Origin of the sequence: Xanthomonas citri pv. citri (genome assembly GCF_000961215.1) — a bacterium.
GTDB lineage: Bacteria > Pseudomonadota > Gammaproteobacteria > Xanthomonadales > Xanthomonadaceae > Xanthomonas > Xanthomonas cissicola.
This window is the reverse complement of record NZ_CP008998.1, coordinates 1,558,734-1,570,781: the sequence shown is the minus strand read 5'-3', so window position 1 is coordinate 1,570,781 and position 12,048 is coordinate 1,558,734. Positions and strand designations below refer to the sequence as shown.

Sequence of the window (12,048 nt, the reverse complement as noted above, 5' to 3'; positions counted from 1 at the left end):
CCAGGAATGCGGGGGCGGTCTATTATTGTGCAATGCAGCAGAGCATGAAAGCGCGACACCACGACCCGGTTGGGCGCCAGCGCCTAATCCATCGCAATTACGCCGCTTTCAACGCGACAGGGACGCTGTGTCCTATCTGTATCGCTCGAATCTGCTTGAGTCCACCACCATCGCTACGAAGCACCGCGATCGGCGCGGCGTCGCGCCTGGCGCGTGATCAAATCGACTGGTTGCTGATGTCCAAATCCACTCAATCCCCCTTGTTCTCCCCGGTGCGCCTGGGCGCACTGGATCTTGCCAACCGCGTGATCATGGCCCCGCTGACGCGCAACCGCGCCGTCGCCGGCCAGGTGCCCTCGCCGCTTGCTGCCGAGTACTACGGCCAGCGCGCCACCGCCGGCCTGATCGTGGCCGAAGGCACCCAGATCAGTCCGCTGGGCCAGGGCTATCTCGATACGCCCGGCATCCATACCAGGCAACAAATCGAGGGCTGGCGCGCTGTCACTGACGAAGTGCATCGTCGCGGCGGCAAGATCGTGCTGCAGCTGTGGCACGTTGGCCGCGTCTCGCACACCAGTGTGCTGCCCCCGGGCGAAGTGCCGGTTGCGCCCAGCGCCATTCGCGCGGAGGGCAAGACCTTCACCCCAAACGGGTTCGAAGACGTGTCCGAGCCGCGCGCGCTGGCATTGGACGAAATCCCCGGCTTGATCGAGGACTACCGCATCGCGGCGCGCAACGCGATCGATGCCGGCTTCGACGGCGTGGAAGTGCATGCGGCCAACGGCTATCTGCTGGACCAGTTCCTGCGCGACAGCTCCAACAAGCGCACCGACGCCTACGGTGGCGATATCGAAAACCGCACCCGCCTGCTTGCCGAGGTGGTGCAGGCGATTGCCGATGAAATCGGCGCCGAGCGCACCGGCGTGCGCTTGTCGCCGGTGACCCCGGTGTACGGCGCGCACGACTCCGACCCGCAGCCGCTGTTCGAACGTGCGGTCGAGCGCCTCAACCTGATCGGCGGGCTGGCTTTCGTGCACGTGATCGAGGGTGCGACCGGCGGCCCGCGCGACAACATCGCCTTCGACTACGCCGCGCTGCGCGCCAAGTTCGACGGCGCCTGGATCGCCAACAACGGCTACGACCGCGGCATGTCCGAACACGCCATCAGCAGCGGCTACGCCGATGCGATCGCCTATGGCCGCCCGTTCATCGCCAACCCGGACCTGGTGCGTCGCCTGCGCGAGAACGCGCCACTGGCCGAGCTCGACCAGGCAACGATGTACGGCGGCGGTGCCAAGGGCTATACCGATTACCCCGCATTGCCCGAGTAATCGCCTGATCAGCCCCTGACCACGCGACCGCGCCTGCCGGCTGGCACGGCGCGGTCGCTGTGGGTGAGGCCGATGCACTGCATGCCTGCTGGTGGCGGATATCCGGCCGCCTCTCTCGCATGCCAGCCGCCGGCGCGATGCGGCCTATCGGCGATTGCCAGGCGAACCGCTGCTGGCATCCTGCGCATCGCACGCACGCACGCACGTGCGTTGTTGGCATTGGGTCTTTCGCCAGTTGCCACGCGCGCCCGACAGTCGCCACCTGGGCTTTCTGATCCGCAACGCCCCATCACGGCACGTGACCTCGCCGCGGCGCGTGCGCGCGCTACCGTCGCGATTGCCAGCACGCCAACGCTGGCCAACGATGCGACATTCTCATTGCCAAGGATGAGCGCGACGCTCCTGCTCGACGCGGTTCTGCTCGGCAGCCCGGTCGTTGGCTGTGGCCTGCCAGCTACATCGGCACCGGCTGCATGGTGGCATCAGTGCATCCGCGCGATTAGCGCAACTGGCCAGCAATGCCCTATCCGCAGGTGCATTGCGCATTCGGGCAACATCGCGCATTGACTTCGCGCCAACGCACACTGCAGCGCCATTGGTCAACCGCGCTTACGCCTTGCGCAGGAAACAGGTCTTCAACACCAGGCCCTTGATCTTTTCCGAGTTGCCCTCGATGTGTTCGGCGTCGTCTTCGACCAGGCGAATATTGCGGATCACCGTGCCCTGCTTGAGCGGAATCGACGAGCCCTTGACCTTGAGATCCTTGATCACGGTCACCGTGTCGCCGGCCTGCAGCACGTTGCCGTTGCTGTCGCGCACCACCGTCGTGTCTGCCGCGGCATCGCCCGCGCTCCATTCGAAGCCGCAATCGGCGCAGATCCACATCGCGCCATCGACATAGGTGTTCTCCAGTCCGCATTGCGGACACGCGGGGACGGTAGGCATGCAATTCCTCGATCGAAGCGGGCGTGGATTGTAGCCGCCCTGCCACGCGATCACGCACCCGGCACGGCGATGGCGCGATAGTGCGGCGCTTGTCGAATGCCCCGCAGGTCGCGCGTGTCCAATCAGCCAGTGCCCCCTTCCCCGCGCACAAACCCGTCCTCCCCTCACGTCGAACAGAGCGAGCCCTCGGCCAGCGGCAATGGCCCAGGCAAGCCTAAAGGTTCGCACGTGGTGGTGTACGTGGCACTGGCGGGCAATCTGGCCATTGCCGTGGCCAAGTTCATCGCCGCCGGCATCTCCGGCAGCTCGGCCATGCTCAGCGAAGGCGTGCACTCGCTGGTGGACACCGTCAACGAAGTTCTGCTGTTGTATGGCTTGCGCCGCGCCGCGCAGCCGCCCACTCCAACCCATCCGTTCGGGTACGGGCGCGAGCTGTACTTCTGGAGTTTCATCGTCGCCCTGCTGGTGTTCGCGATGGGTGCAGGCGTGTCGCTGTACGAAGGCATCGTGCATCTGCGCAACCCGGAGCCGGCCAAGAGCCATCTGGTCGCTTACAGCGTGCTCGGCGTCTCGATCGTGTTCGAAGGCATTTCATGGGTGGTGGCGGTGCGCGAATTTCGCTCCAAGAAAGGCCGCATGGGCTATTTCCAGGCATTTCGCCAGAGCAAGGACCCCACCACCTTCACCGTGTTGCTGGAAGACAGCGCTGCGTTGATCGGTTTGCTGATGGCGCTGCTCGGTCTGGCCGGTGCGCAACTGTTCGACATGCCCGAACTCGACGGCATCGCTTCGATCGGCATCGCCGGGGTACTGGCGTTTACTGCATTCCTGTTGGCGCGCGAAACCAAGGGCCTGCTGATCGGCGAGCCGGCGCATGCGCATGTCACCGACTCGCTGTTGCGCATCGCCGCCAGCGACCCGGACGTGCGTGCGGCCAATGGCGTGCTCACCATGCAAATGGGCCCCAACCAGGTAGTGGCAGCTTTGAGCGCCGAGTTCGAAGACAGCCGCACCACACCGCAGATCGAGGCCTGCGTCGGGCGGATCGAAGCCGCTGCCAAGCAGCAACATCCCGAACTCACCGCACTGTTCGTCAAGCCGCAGACCCCGGAAACCTGGCGTGCACGGCGGGCGCAGATCGAGAGTAGAACAGAGCCGGACTGAGGCCGACCGAAGCGTGCGGCATGCAGACGTCGTGGATGCATGCCTGCCGGTCACCACGGCGCTGCGTTGGTCCATCAAACGCAGCGCCAACGCCGCAATCGCCGATCGCGCTGCGGACGGTCGGCACGACGTACATCACGCTTCAATCCGTGGTCGTGCCGACGCATCTGGCGCGAGCCTGGTCGTGGCGGTTGTGCCGCCAAGCTGATCCCCGCCTCAACCGCAAAACCGGCTGCGGTTGCATGATGCGGTGCGATTGCCTACGGTGTGCGTGCGACACCTCTTCGCATCGTGAATCAGCCGATGCATTCCCTTCGATCATCCGTCATGGAGGTTTCCAATGGAAATCAGCCAGGGTCGCGTTGCGACCATTCACTACACCCTTTCCGACGACAACGGCCAAGTGCTGGACCGCTCCACGCCCGACACGCCGCTGAGTTATCTGCATGGCGCCGGCAACATCGTGCCCGGCCTGGAGCAGGCACTGGAAGGCAAGCAGCTGGGCGATACGCTCACCGCCGACGTCGTGCCCGAACAGGGCTATGGTCCGCGTCATGAGCAGCTCATCCAGCAGGTGCCGCGCGATGCGTTTCCGACCGATGTCGACGTCGTACCCGGCGTGCAGTTCGAAGCGCGCACGCAGCAGGGTCCGGTCCTGGTCACCGTGACCGAGGTTGGCCCGGATCAGGTCACCGTGGACGGCAATCACCCGCTCGCTGGGCAAACACTGCACTTTGCGGTCGAAGTGGTGGCAGTGCGCGAGGCCACCACGCAGGAATTGAACGACGGTCACGTGGCCGAGCTGGCGGCCTGACCCGGCGCGCGCCCCCGTGGCTGCGGCGGGGCCAGTGCGCAACACAACCCTTTCGCGTTTGGCCATGGCGTCACCGACGCTGCCGGTCTCGACGGCAGGTGCGGCAGGCGTAGTAAAGTGCGCGGCCCGCTCTCAGGCCTGTCTGCATGAAACTCGGCATCGACTTCGGTACCAGCAATTCCGCCGCCGCGGCGATCGTCGATGGGAAAGTGGTGCCGGTGCGCTTCGGCGAGGCCTTGCAGTTCCGCACCACGGTGTATTTTCCGGAGACCATGCGCGACCCGGACGATTTCAGCCTGACGCCAGCGCTGGAGTACGAGGTGGAGCGGCTCATCGACTCGGGCCGCCGCGATGCATTGGCTGCCGGCCGCACCCCCAACAACGACAGCCTGCGCCGCGACGCGATCCGCATCGTGCGGCGGCAGTGGATGGAAGAGCAGGTGCGTGAGCCACGCACCTCCGCCGCCCTGCTGCAAAACGCCGTCTACGGCGACGAGGCGCTGGATGCGTATTTTCTCGAGGGCGAAGGCAGCCTGGTGCAAAGTCCCAAGTCGATGCTGGGCTACAACCTGCATCCGCGCGCGCGCCAGACCATTACCGGCATCGCCACCCATGTGCTGGAACACATTCGGCTGACTGCCTCACGCCAGTTCGACATCAACATCCGTTACGCCACCCTGGGCCGGCCTGTGCAATTTCGCAGTTCCATCGGTGAGGCCGGCAATGCGCAGGCGCTGGAGATCCTGCAGACCGCTGCGATCGCCGCCGGTTTCGACAACGTGGATTTTCTCGAAGAACCTGCAGCGGCCGCGATGCATTACCACGTCAGCCACGACAGCCGCCACGACACCGTGGTGGTGGATATCGGCGGCGGCACCACCGACATTGCCCATGCCAGCGTCGGTGGCAGCGCTGCGCCGCAGGTACACCGTGCCTGGGGGATCGCGCGTGGCGGTACCGATATCGATCTGGCGCTGAGCCTGGCGGCCTACATGCCACTGTTCGGCCGCGGCATCACGCGCGTGCCTACCCACCACTACGTAGAGGCGGCGATGGTGCAAGACATGACGCGACAGCGCGAATTCCGCCTGCACAAGTACCAGGACGTGCCCGCCCCCTTCGACAAGCGCCTGCAGGCCCTGCAGGACACCGGCAACACCGCGCGTCTGTATCGCGGCGTGGAAGCGTGCAAGATCGCGCTCAGCGAGCTGGATCGGCACCAGGCCGCGCTCGACTTCATCGAGCGCGGCCTGGGCGTGGACGTGCAGGCCGACGCGTTGGTCGCGTCCGCTTCCAGTTATCTGGGCGAACTGGCAGGCCTGCTGGCACAGGTGCGCGCCGACATGGCGGCCGCACCGGCGACGGTGTTCCTCACCGGCGGCATGTCGCGGGCCGGCTATATCCGCGAGACCGTGGCCGCTGCGTTCCCCGAATCGCGCCTGGTGCATGGCGATCCGTCGTTCGGTGTGGTCCAGGGATTGGCCTGGGCGGCCGCGCAGGCAGCCCGCTGGCCGGACGATTAACACGCGCTGCCACTTCATTGCCTATAATGCGCGGTTGCTGCTCGACGCCTAGCCGTCTTGCCTGCAACGGCACGCACAGCGTGCCAACGCGATGGCGCACCGAACGCCGTCGCACTCTCGACACCGCTTCCGCGCGCGCCACCCTAGCCGCATGCGGTGTCACCGCACTTCCCCGCTACAGGAGGCCACATGGCACGTCCCGCGACCAAGCAGAAATCCCAGCCCAGCATCGCTCGCAGCGAAGGTAAGTCGCAGCCGCTCAGTCGTGAGCGCATCGCTGCCGACATCGCTGCGTTTCGCAAGACCGGCGGCCGGATCGAAGTGCTCACCACCAACTTCGGCCCGGCGCGCAACGACGGCGACAAGGTTGCCTAATGCAGCCAACCACGCGGCAGGTTGCAATGCATGGTGCCGCGAAGTCGAACTGTTGTACCAACGTGCCACCGCAAGGTGGCATGTTTGTTTCTGGCGTCCGTCGATGTCATTCATCCGCATCGCGCAGGAATGCGACTTCAATGCGACGTCGTGTCGCATCTGGCGATGACCTGCGCAATGACTTCGCACGGGTTGCCGATGCGCGGCGACCGAACGCTACGGGCGCGTCGGCACCTTGCGCCGCATCCGCGCGAACATGCCGGGTTTGCACCCACCGACTCCATCTGCATGCGCGGGTAGGCATGCATTCATGGAGTGCCTGCCATCTGCCGCACTCCTGCATTCGCAGATGAGCATGCATTCACTCTGCGCACCTACAGCGCAGAGTTGGCCCGCTACAATGGATGCCCCTTTTGATCCTGCACGATGTGATGTCCGCCTCCGATGCGTTGCCCGCCATGATCCGCAGCCTGTTGCCCCACTGGAATCCGGAATGGCTGGCGATTGCGGTACCGACGGTCAAGATCGTGCTGATTCTGGCAGTTGCCGCGTTGGTCCGCCTGCTGCTCCGGCAACTGCTGCGGCGGCTGTGCACACGCTACAGCGTGCCCGCCGAAATGATGATCGGTATCCGCCGCGTCGGCAGCTTCATCATTTCTATCAGTGCCTTGCTGATGGTGCTGCGGGTCATCGGCGTCTCGGGCGGCACGTTATGGACCGCATTCACCGGGTTCGCAGCCGTCGGCGCAGTAGCCTTCTTCGCTGCATGGAGCGTACTGTCCAATATCTTCTGCACGTTCCTGATCATCACCACGCGGCCGTTTCGCCTGCACGATCACATCGAGGTACTCGAAGGCGGCGACAAGCCCGGCTTGAAGGGACGTGTGATCGATATCAACGTGATCTACACCACGCTGGAAGAAACCGGCGAGCGTGCCGGCAGCGTATTGCAAGTCCCCAATAGCCTGTTTTTCCAGCGCACCACGCGTCGCTGGCGCGAGGCCGGCAGCTTCAACGCCAACTAGGCGCAAGGCGAAGACGCTCTGCTGCGGCCAGTTCGCCAGTGGCAGAACCCAAACACGTCGACGGCGGCAAGCGGCAAGCCCCAACGACTACAGCAAGCTCCACTGCGTTGCACGCTTGCGATAGCGGCGCCGTATGCCGGGATCGCGGTCGCAATTGCATCGTGGAGATGCCCCCTCAACCACTCAACGCAGCTGACTGTCCTTGCTGCCGCGACGGTTGTAGCCGCTTTGCGCAGCCTGCTCCAAGTCATGCGCTTCTTGGCAGTTCACGCACAAATGCACGCCGGGCACTGCCTTGCGGCGCGCCTCGGGAATCGGTGCCTCGCACTCTTCGCAATGCGTCAGGCTCGGCCCGTGGTGCAACTGACTCCGTGCGCGCTTGATCGCATCGTCGACAGTGGCATCGATCTGGTCCTGTACCGCTCCATCACCCGCCCATCCGGTCGCCATGATCGCTACACCTCGCTGGTCTGGACACACATATGGTCATTCGCGCAGGCAAATCCAAGCCGCATGTGCACAGTACGCTCAAGCTGGTTGAACTAGCATCGAGCCAACGCCACTGCCGCCACGCGCGGCAAGTGACCAGGCACTCCGTCATCCGCACTTACGAAGGAACAGCAATGGAACAGCCCGTCCACCCGTTTTCCGAACTCTTCGCCCAGCTCGGCCTGCCGTCCGACGAGGCCAGCATTCGCAGCTTCATTGCCGAGCACTTCCCGCTGCCGGGCGAGATGCGCCTGGAAGAAGCACCGTTCTGGACGCCTGCCCAATCCCAGCTGTTGCGTGAAGAACGCCTCGACGATGCCGACTGGATCGTGACCATCGATCAGCTCAATATCGCCCTGCATACCACTGCCGAGGATACCGGTGTTTGAGCCAGGCGCGCGCTTGGCGTACGCCACGCTTGAGATCGCCTGCAGCTGACATGCGGGCCAGCGCCTCGGCAGAAGAAAGGAGCGGCCATTGGCCGCTCCTTCGCATCACAGGTAACACAGCCGGACAGCGATGCGCCTACCCGGCTGTGCAGCATGCGTCAGGTCACTTTCTTGGCAATCGTCATGCCCAGCACGAACAGCACGATGGCAATGATGATGCCCGCCCAGAACAGGAACTTGGCGATACCCATCGCCGCGCCGGCCATGCCGCCGAAACCCAGCGCACCGGCGATCAAGCCGATAATTGCGAAAATGATGGCCCACTTGATCATGATGTTGTCTCCTCGTCGGCACCGTGCCGTTGTTCGATCGTGTGCTTGCGGCGCAGCGCCACAAAACATGCATCGCACGCTAACGATTCGAATGTGCCGCACTCGTGAATACGCCTGACACACGCTGCAATACGGGCATTGCATTCACAGAGCAAGCGCCGTGCCCACGCGATCGCGCGCGCTCCTGGAGAAATGATTAAAGATGCGCGCGGGAACGCCCGTACGGACGAAGCGCCGCATCCGCATTGCATCGTGCAAGCCGCACTGAGCGCAACCGATGCACGCGCTTGCCCCATCGACTCTCGGTGCGCATGCGCAACTGGTCGGTAGTCACGCGTCCGCACGCGTGGATGGTCAGTGGCTGACACATCGGCGATCATGCGCGCTTGCCCGCGACCGATCGCCATGGACACTCTTCGCTACCTCACCGGCTATCCGCCCGCCGTCCTGGATCAGGTACGCGAGCTGATCGCACAGGACAAGCTCGCCACCGTGCTGGCGCGGCGTTACCCGGACCGACACGCGATCCGCACCGACCGCCATCTCTACGAGTACGTCAAGGCGATGAAGGAGCGCTACATGCGCTCATCGCCTACCTTGCACAAAGCGATGTACGACAATCACCTGCAGGTGGTGAAGCACGCCCTGGGCACGCATACGGCGATCTCGCGCGTGCACGGCGGCCGTTTGAAGGCCAGCCGCGAGATCCGCATCGCATCGGTGTTTCGCGACGCGCCGGAACCGTTCTTGCAGATGATCGTGGCGCACGAACTGGCGCACCTGAAGGAGGCCGATCACAACAAGGCCTTCTACCAGCTCTGCAACCACATGACCCCGGACTATCACCAGCTGGAATTCGACCTGCGTCTGTACCTGACGCAATTAGCCCTGTCCACCGATCGCTGATCGTGCAGGACGCGTGCAAAACGAAGCGCGGCTGACCGAACCACTGCGCTCACCGCCAGGCGAGCATGCACGCGGCCGGTGCTCGGAATGAGCAGGTCCCCCCTCGTACACTGCAGTCCCGAGCGCGCCGCCTACCTCCGCCTGACAACCGCTCGCTACGTGGCGTCGGCCACTCTAGGATGCGCGCATGCAACCCTCCTCTCTTGCAGACCTCACCCGCGCCGCGCAACGCCAGCAACCCGGCGCGATCAACGCGCTGGCCCAGGCGCTGGTGCGTGCCGGCCAGCCGGAAGACGCGTTTGCCTGGTATTCGCGCAGTGCCGCCGCCGGCGATGCGCTGGCGCAGGTCGAAGCCGGGCGCATGCGTGCCTATGGCGTCGGTTGCGAGATGGACGTCGGTCAGGCGCGTGCGCACTGGGAGCTGGCCGAGCGGCAGGGCGCTGCGGCAGCACGCTATCTGCTGGCGACCCTGGCTGTGGGAGAGCAGCCGCTGGCCCTGGCCGGCACTGCACAGGATCGACTGCAGTCGGCAGCCGCTGCCGACTACCCGCCAGCGCTACGCGCCATCGCCATCCAGCGCGGGCGTGTGGCGCATCCGGAGCGGCAACGGCACTGCGTCGCCTTGCTGGAACGTGCGGCGGCAGGCGGCGATGCCGTGTCGGCCGCACTGTTGGCCGAGCGCCTGCTGCGTGGCGAAGGCGTGCCGCCCCAGCCCGATGCCGCTGCACAGCTCTTGCAGCAGTTGCAGCCCCTGGGCATGACCGCGCTACCGGCGGTGGACATCGCGCCGCCAGACCCCGCAGACGACACCGCCGATCACCGCATCGCATTCGCACCGCGTGTTGGCCCGGTGCGACGCCACACGGCCCCACGCATCGAAGAATATGCCGCGGTCCTGTCGGCCGACGAATGTCGCTTGCTCATGCTGCTGGCGCGACCGCATCTGCGTGCCTCGAAGGTGATCGATCCCAACGATGCCAGCACCCAGCGCGCACCGATCCGTACCAGCCGCGGTGCGACATTGGACCCGATCATCGAAGACTTCGCCGCGCGTGCCGCGCAGGCACGACTGGCAGCCTGCGCACAGCTACCGCTCGCCCACGCAGAACCGCTCTCGGTGCTGTGCTACGCGCCGGGCGAGCAGTACCGCGCGCACCGCGACTATCTGCCGCCCGGAACGATCGCCGCCGACCGTCCCACCGCCGGCAACCGCCAGCGCACCGTCTGCGTCTATCTCAACGACGTCGGCGCGGGTGGCGACACCGAGTTTCCGATCGCTGGCGTTCGCGTGCGGCCACGCCCCGGCACGCTGGTCTGCTTCGACAACCTGCATGCCGATGGCCGCCCGGACGCCGATTCGCTGCACGCCGGTCTGCCGGTCACGGCAGGCAGCAAATGGTTGGGGACGCTGTGGTTCCGCCAGCAGCGCTATCGGCATTGGTGAACAGATTCATGCACAAGCCACTGCCGACGTGGTTTAAAATGTTGCAGCGCGACGTGATCGGACAGGATCTGCAAACGTCGCGTTTTTTGTTTCCCACGGCACGGGTGCATGCCCGGCTTCAGGGAAGGCACATCACGCAGCCCCGCGGAGCCTTCGATGCTTTTCGAAACCCTCGATACCACCGGCCACGAGCAGGTGATTTTCTGTCACAACCGCGATGCCGGACTCAAGGCGATCATCGCCCTGCACAGCACGCGCCTTGGGCCAGCGTTGGGTGGCGTGCGGATGCGCCCCTATGCCAGTAGCGAGGCGGCACTCAACGACGCGCTGCGGCTGAGCCGCACCATGACCTACAAGAACGCCCTGGCCGGCCTGAATGTCGGCGGCGGCAAGGCGGTCATCATCGGCGACCCTCGGACCGACAAGACCGAAGCGCTGTTCCGCGCCTTCGGCCGATTCGTCGACACCCTCGGCGGGCGCTATATCACCTCCGAGGACGTCGGCACCGACGTCAACGACATGGAGCAGATCTACCTGGAAAGCGAGTACGTCACCGGCGTGCACCAGGTGCACCGCGGCTCCGGCGACCCTGCCCCGTTTACGGCCTATGGTGCGCTGCAGGCGCTGATGGCCTCGCTCAACCGCAAGCTCGGCCACGAAGAAGTCGGCAAGGCCAGTATCGCGATCCAGGGGCTGGGCCATATCGGCATGGAGTTGGTGAAGCTGCTCAAGGAGCGCGGCGCAAAACTCTATGTGGCCGACCTGAATCAGGCGTTGGTCGACCGCGCCGTGGCCGAATACGGCGCAGAAGCGGTGCGCCCGGATGAAATCCATCAGGTATCGGCCGACGTATTTGCTCCCTGCGCGCTGGAAGGCGCCATCAACGAAGACACGCTGCCGCAACTCAAGGCCAAGATCATCTGCGGCACCGCGAACAATCAGCTTGCCAGCGCCGCCATCGGCGAAGAGCTGCATCGGCGCGGCATTTTGTATGCGCCCGATTACGTGGTGAATGCCGGCGGGGTGATGAATGTGTCGCTGGAGATCGACGGCTACAACCGCGAGCGCGCGATGCGGCTGATCCGCAGCATCTATCACAACCTGGAAAAGGTTTTCGATCTGTCCACGCAGCTGGACGTTTCGCCGCAGCAGGCGGCCGATCAGATTGCCGAAGCGCGCATCGAAGCCATCAGCAAGCTCAAACTGCCGCTGGGCCGCACCGCACCGCGCTTCCTGCACAAGCTGCGCGGCGAGTGAAACCCTGTCCAGGCACGCTGCCTGGACAGGGACCACATGCCTCAGCCAGGCAAG

General features: G+C 64.9%; 13 protein-coding genes and 1 other RNA gene. 11 read left to right on the top strand and 3 right to left on the bottom strand.

From position 1 onward, the window contains the following. Positions 1–236 precede the first annotated feature (236 nt). Positions 237–1,331, top strand: a complete 1,095-nt coding sequence (locus tag AMD14_RS07445) for an alkene reductase (RefSeq protein WP_075150140.1) — start codon at positions 237–239, stop codon at positions 1,329–1,331. A 609-nt stretch (positions 1,332–1,940) separates the two neighbouring features. Here AMD14_RS07445 and AMD14_RS07440 read toward each other — a convergent pair. After that, a complete protein-coding gene (locus AMD14_RS07440) occupies positions 1,941–2,276 on the bottom strand; it encodes a zinc ribbon domain-containing protein YjdM (protein ID WP_003489493.1) in 336 nt (111 codons plus the stop codon). 114 nt (positions 2,277–2,390) lie between these two features. Here AMD14_RS07440 and AMD14_RS07435 point away from each other — a divergent pair, with 114 nt between their 5' ends. The 5 genes from AMD14_RS07435 to AMD14_RS07410 all read left to right on the top strand — a co-directional run bounded on the left by AMD14_RS07435 (position 2,391) and on the right by AMD14_RS07410 (position 7,177). Next, positions 2,391–3,440 carry a cation diffusion facilitator family transporter gene (locus AMD14_RS07435; RefSeq protein ID WP_015472365.1) on the top strand — a complete coding sequence of 350 codons (1,050 nt, stop codon included), beginning with the start codon at positions 2,391–2,393 and terminating at the stop codon, positions 3,438–3,440. Positions 3,441–3,780: 340 nt separating this feature from the next. Further along, complete coding sequence (locus tag AMD14_RS07430; RefSeq protein ID WP_011050866.1) at positions 3,781–4,254, top strand: FKBP-type peptidyl-prolyl cis-trans isomerase; 474 nt, start codon at positions 3,781–3,783, stop codon at positions 4,252–4,254. Positions 4,255–4,400: 146 nt separating this feature from the next. After that, entirely contained in the window at positions 4,401–5,777 is a 1,377-nt protein-coding gene (locus tag AMD14_RS07425) for an Hsp70 family protein (protein ID WP_011050865.1), read from the top strand. 189 nt (positions 5,778–5,966) lie between these two features. Continuing rightward, a complete protein-coding gene (locus AMD14_RS07420; protein WP_003489485.1) occupies positions 5,967–6,152 on the top strand; it encodes a hypothetical protein in 186 nt (61 codons plus the stop codon). A gap of 431 nt (positions 6,153–6,583) precedes the next feature. Further along, entirely contained in the window at positions 6,584–7,177 is a 594-nt protein-coding gene (locus AMD14_RS07410; RefSeq protein ID WP_026006972.1) for a mechanosensitive ion channel family protein, read from the top strand. 183 nt (positions 7,178–7,360) lie between these two features. Here the strand turns inward: AMD14_RS07410 and AMD14_RS07405 are convergent, their stop codons facing one another. Continuing rightward, the gene (locus AMD14_RS07405) at positions 7,361–7,627 is read right to left on the bottom strand and encodes a DksA/TraR family C4-type zinc finger protein (RefSeq protein ID WP_005911632.1); all 267 of its coding nucleotides are present in this window, start codon (positions 7,625–7,627) and stop codon (positions 7,361–7,363) included. 173 nt (positions 7,628–7,800) lie between these two features. Here AMD14_RS07405 and AMD14_RS07400 point away from each other — a divergent pair, with 173 nt between their 5' ends. Beyond that, the gene (locus AMD14_RS07400) at positions 7,801–8,055 is read left to right on the top strand and encodes a DUF2789 domain-containing protein (RefSeq protein ID WP_015462985.1); all 255 of its coding nucleotides are present in this window, start codon (positions 7,801–7,803) and stop codon (positions 8,053–8,055) included. 158 nt (positions 8,056–8,213) lie between these two features. Here AMD14_RS07400 and AMD14_RS07395 read toward each other — a convergent pair whose 3' ends face one another. Next, positions 8,214–8,387, bottom strand: coding sequence for a DUF1328 domain-containing protein (locus AMD14_RS07395; protein ID WP_003489471.1), 174 nt, complete (start codon positions 8,385–8,387; stop codon positions 8,214–8,216). A gap of 378 nt (positions 8,388–8,765) precedes the next feature. On the opposite strand from AMD14_RS07395, the gene AMD14_RS07390 reads away from it, so the two are divergent. The 4 genes from AMD14_RS07390 (at position 8,766) to AMD14_RS07380 (ending at position 11,994) form a co-directional block, all read left to right on the top strand. Further along, positions 8,766–9,293, top strand: coding sequence for a M48 family metallopeptidase (locus AMD14_RS07390; RefSeq protein WP_033479570.1), 528 nt, complete (start codon positions 8,766–8,768; stop codon positions 9,291–9,293). Between the two features lie 93 nt (positions 9,294–9,386). Next, a non-coding RNA gene (locus tag AMD14_RS23005) (sX9 sRNA) lies at positions 9,387–9,464 on the top strand. Positions 9,465–9,480: 16 nt separating this feature from the next. Then, complete coding sequence (locus AMD14_RS24575) at positions 9,481–10,737, top strand: 2OG-Fe(II) oxygenase (RefSeq protein WP_011050863.1); 1,257 nt, start codon at positions 9,481–9,483, stop codon at positions 10,735–10,737. A gap of 156 nt (positions 10,738–10,893) precedes the next feature. After that, positions 10,894–11,994 (top strand): Glu/Leu/Phe/Val dehydrogenase dimerization domain-containing protein, encoded by a 1,101-nt coding sequence (locus AMD14_RS07380; RefSeq protein WP_005924809.1) that lies wholly within the window; start codon positions 10,894–10,896, stop codon positions 11,992–11,994. Positions 11,995–12,048: the final 54 nt, after the last annotated feature.

Coding starts and splice junctions, on each gene's coding strand:
- AMD14_RS07445 (WP_075150140.1), top strand. CDS start 237: ATGTCCAAATCCACTCAATCCCCCTTGTTCTCCCCGGTGCGCCTGGGC.
- AMD14_RS07440 (WP_003489493.1), bottom strand. CDS start 2,276: ATGCCTACCGTCCCCGCGTGTCCGCAATGCGGACTGGAGAACACCTAT.
- AMD14_RS07430 (WP_011050866.1), top strand. CDS start 3,781: ATGGAAATCAGCCAGGGTCGCGTTGCGACCATTCACTACACCCTTTCC.
- AMD14_RS07425 (WP_011050865.1), top strand. CDS start 4,401: ATGAAACTCGGCATCGACTTCGGTACCAGCAATTCCGCCGCCGCGGCG.
- AMD14_RS07420 (WP_003489485.1), top strand. CDS start 5,967: ATGGCACGTCCCGCGACCAAGCAGAAATCCCAGCCCAGCATCGCTCGC.
- AMD14_RS07410 (WP_026006972.1), top strand. CDS start 6,584: ATGTCCGCCTCCGATGCGTTGCCCGCCATGATCCGCAGCCTGTTGCCC.
- AMD14_RS07405 (WP_005911632.1), bottom strand. CDS start 7,627: ATGGCGACCGGATGGGCGGGTGATGGAGCGGTACAGGACCAGATCGAT.
- AMD14_RS07400 (WP_015462985.1), top strand. CDS start 7,801: ATGGAACAGCCCGTCCACCCGTTTTCCGAACTCTTCGCCCAGCTCGGC.
- AMD14_RS07395 (WP_003489471.1), bottom strand. CDS start 8,387: ATGATCAAGTGGGCCATCATTTTCGCAATTATCGGCTTGATCGCCGGT.
- AMD14_RS07390 (WP_033479570.1), top strand. CDS start 8,766: ATGCGCGCTTGCCCGCGACCGATCGCCATGGACACTCTTCGCTACCTC.
- AMD14_RS24575 (WP_011050863.1), top strand. CDS start 9,481: ATGCAACCCTCCTCTCTTGCAGACCTCACCCGCGCCGCGCAACGCCAG.
- AMD14_RS07380 (WP_005924809.1), top strand. CDS start 10,894: ATGCTTTTCGAAACCCTCGATACCACCGGCCACGAGCAGGTGATTTTC.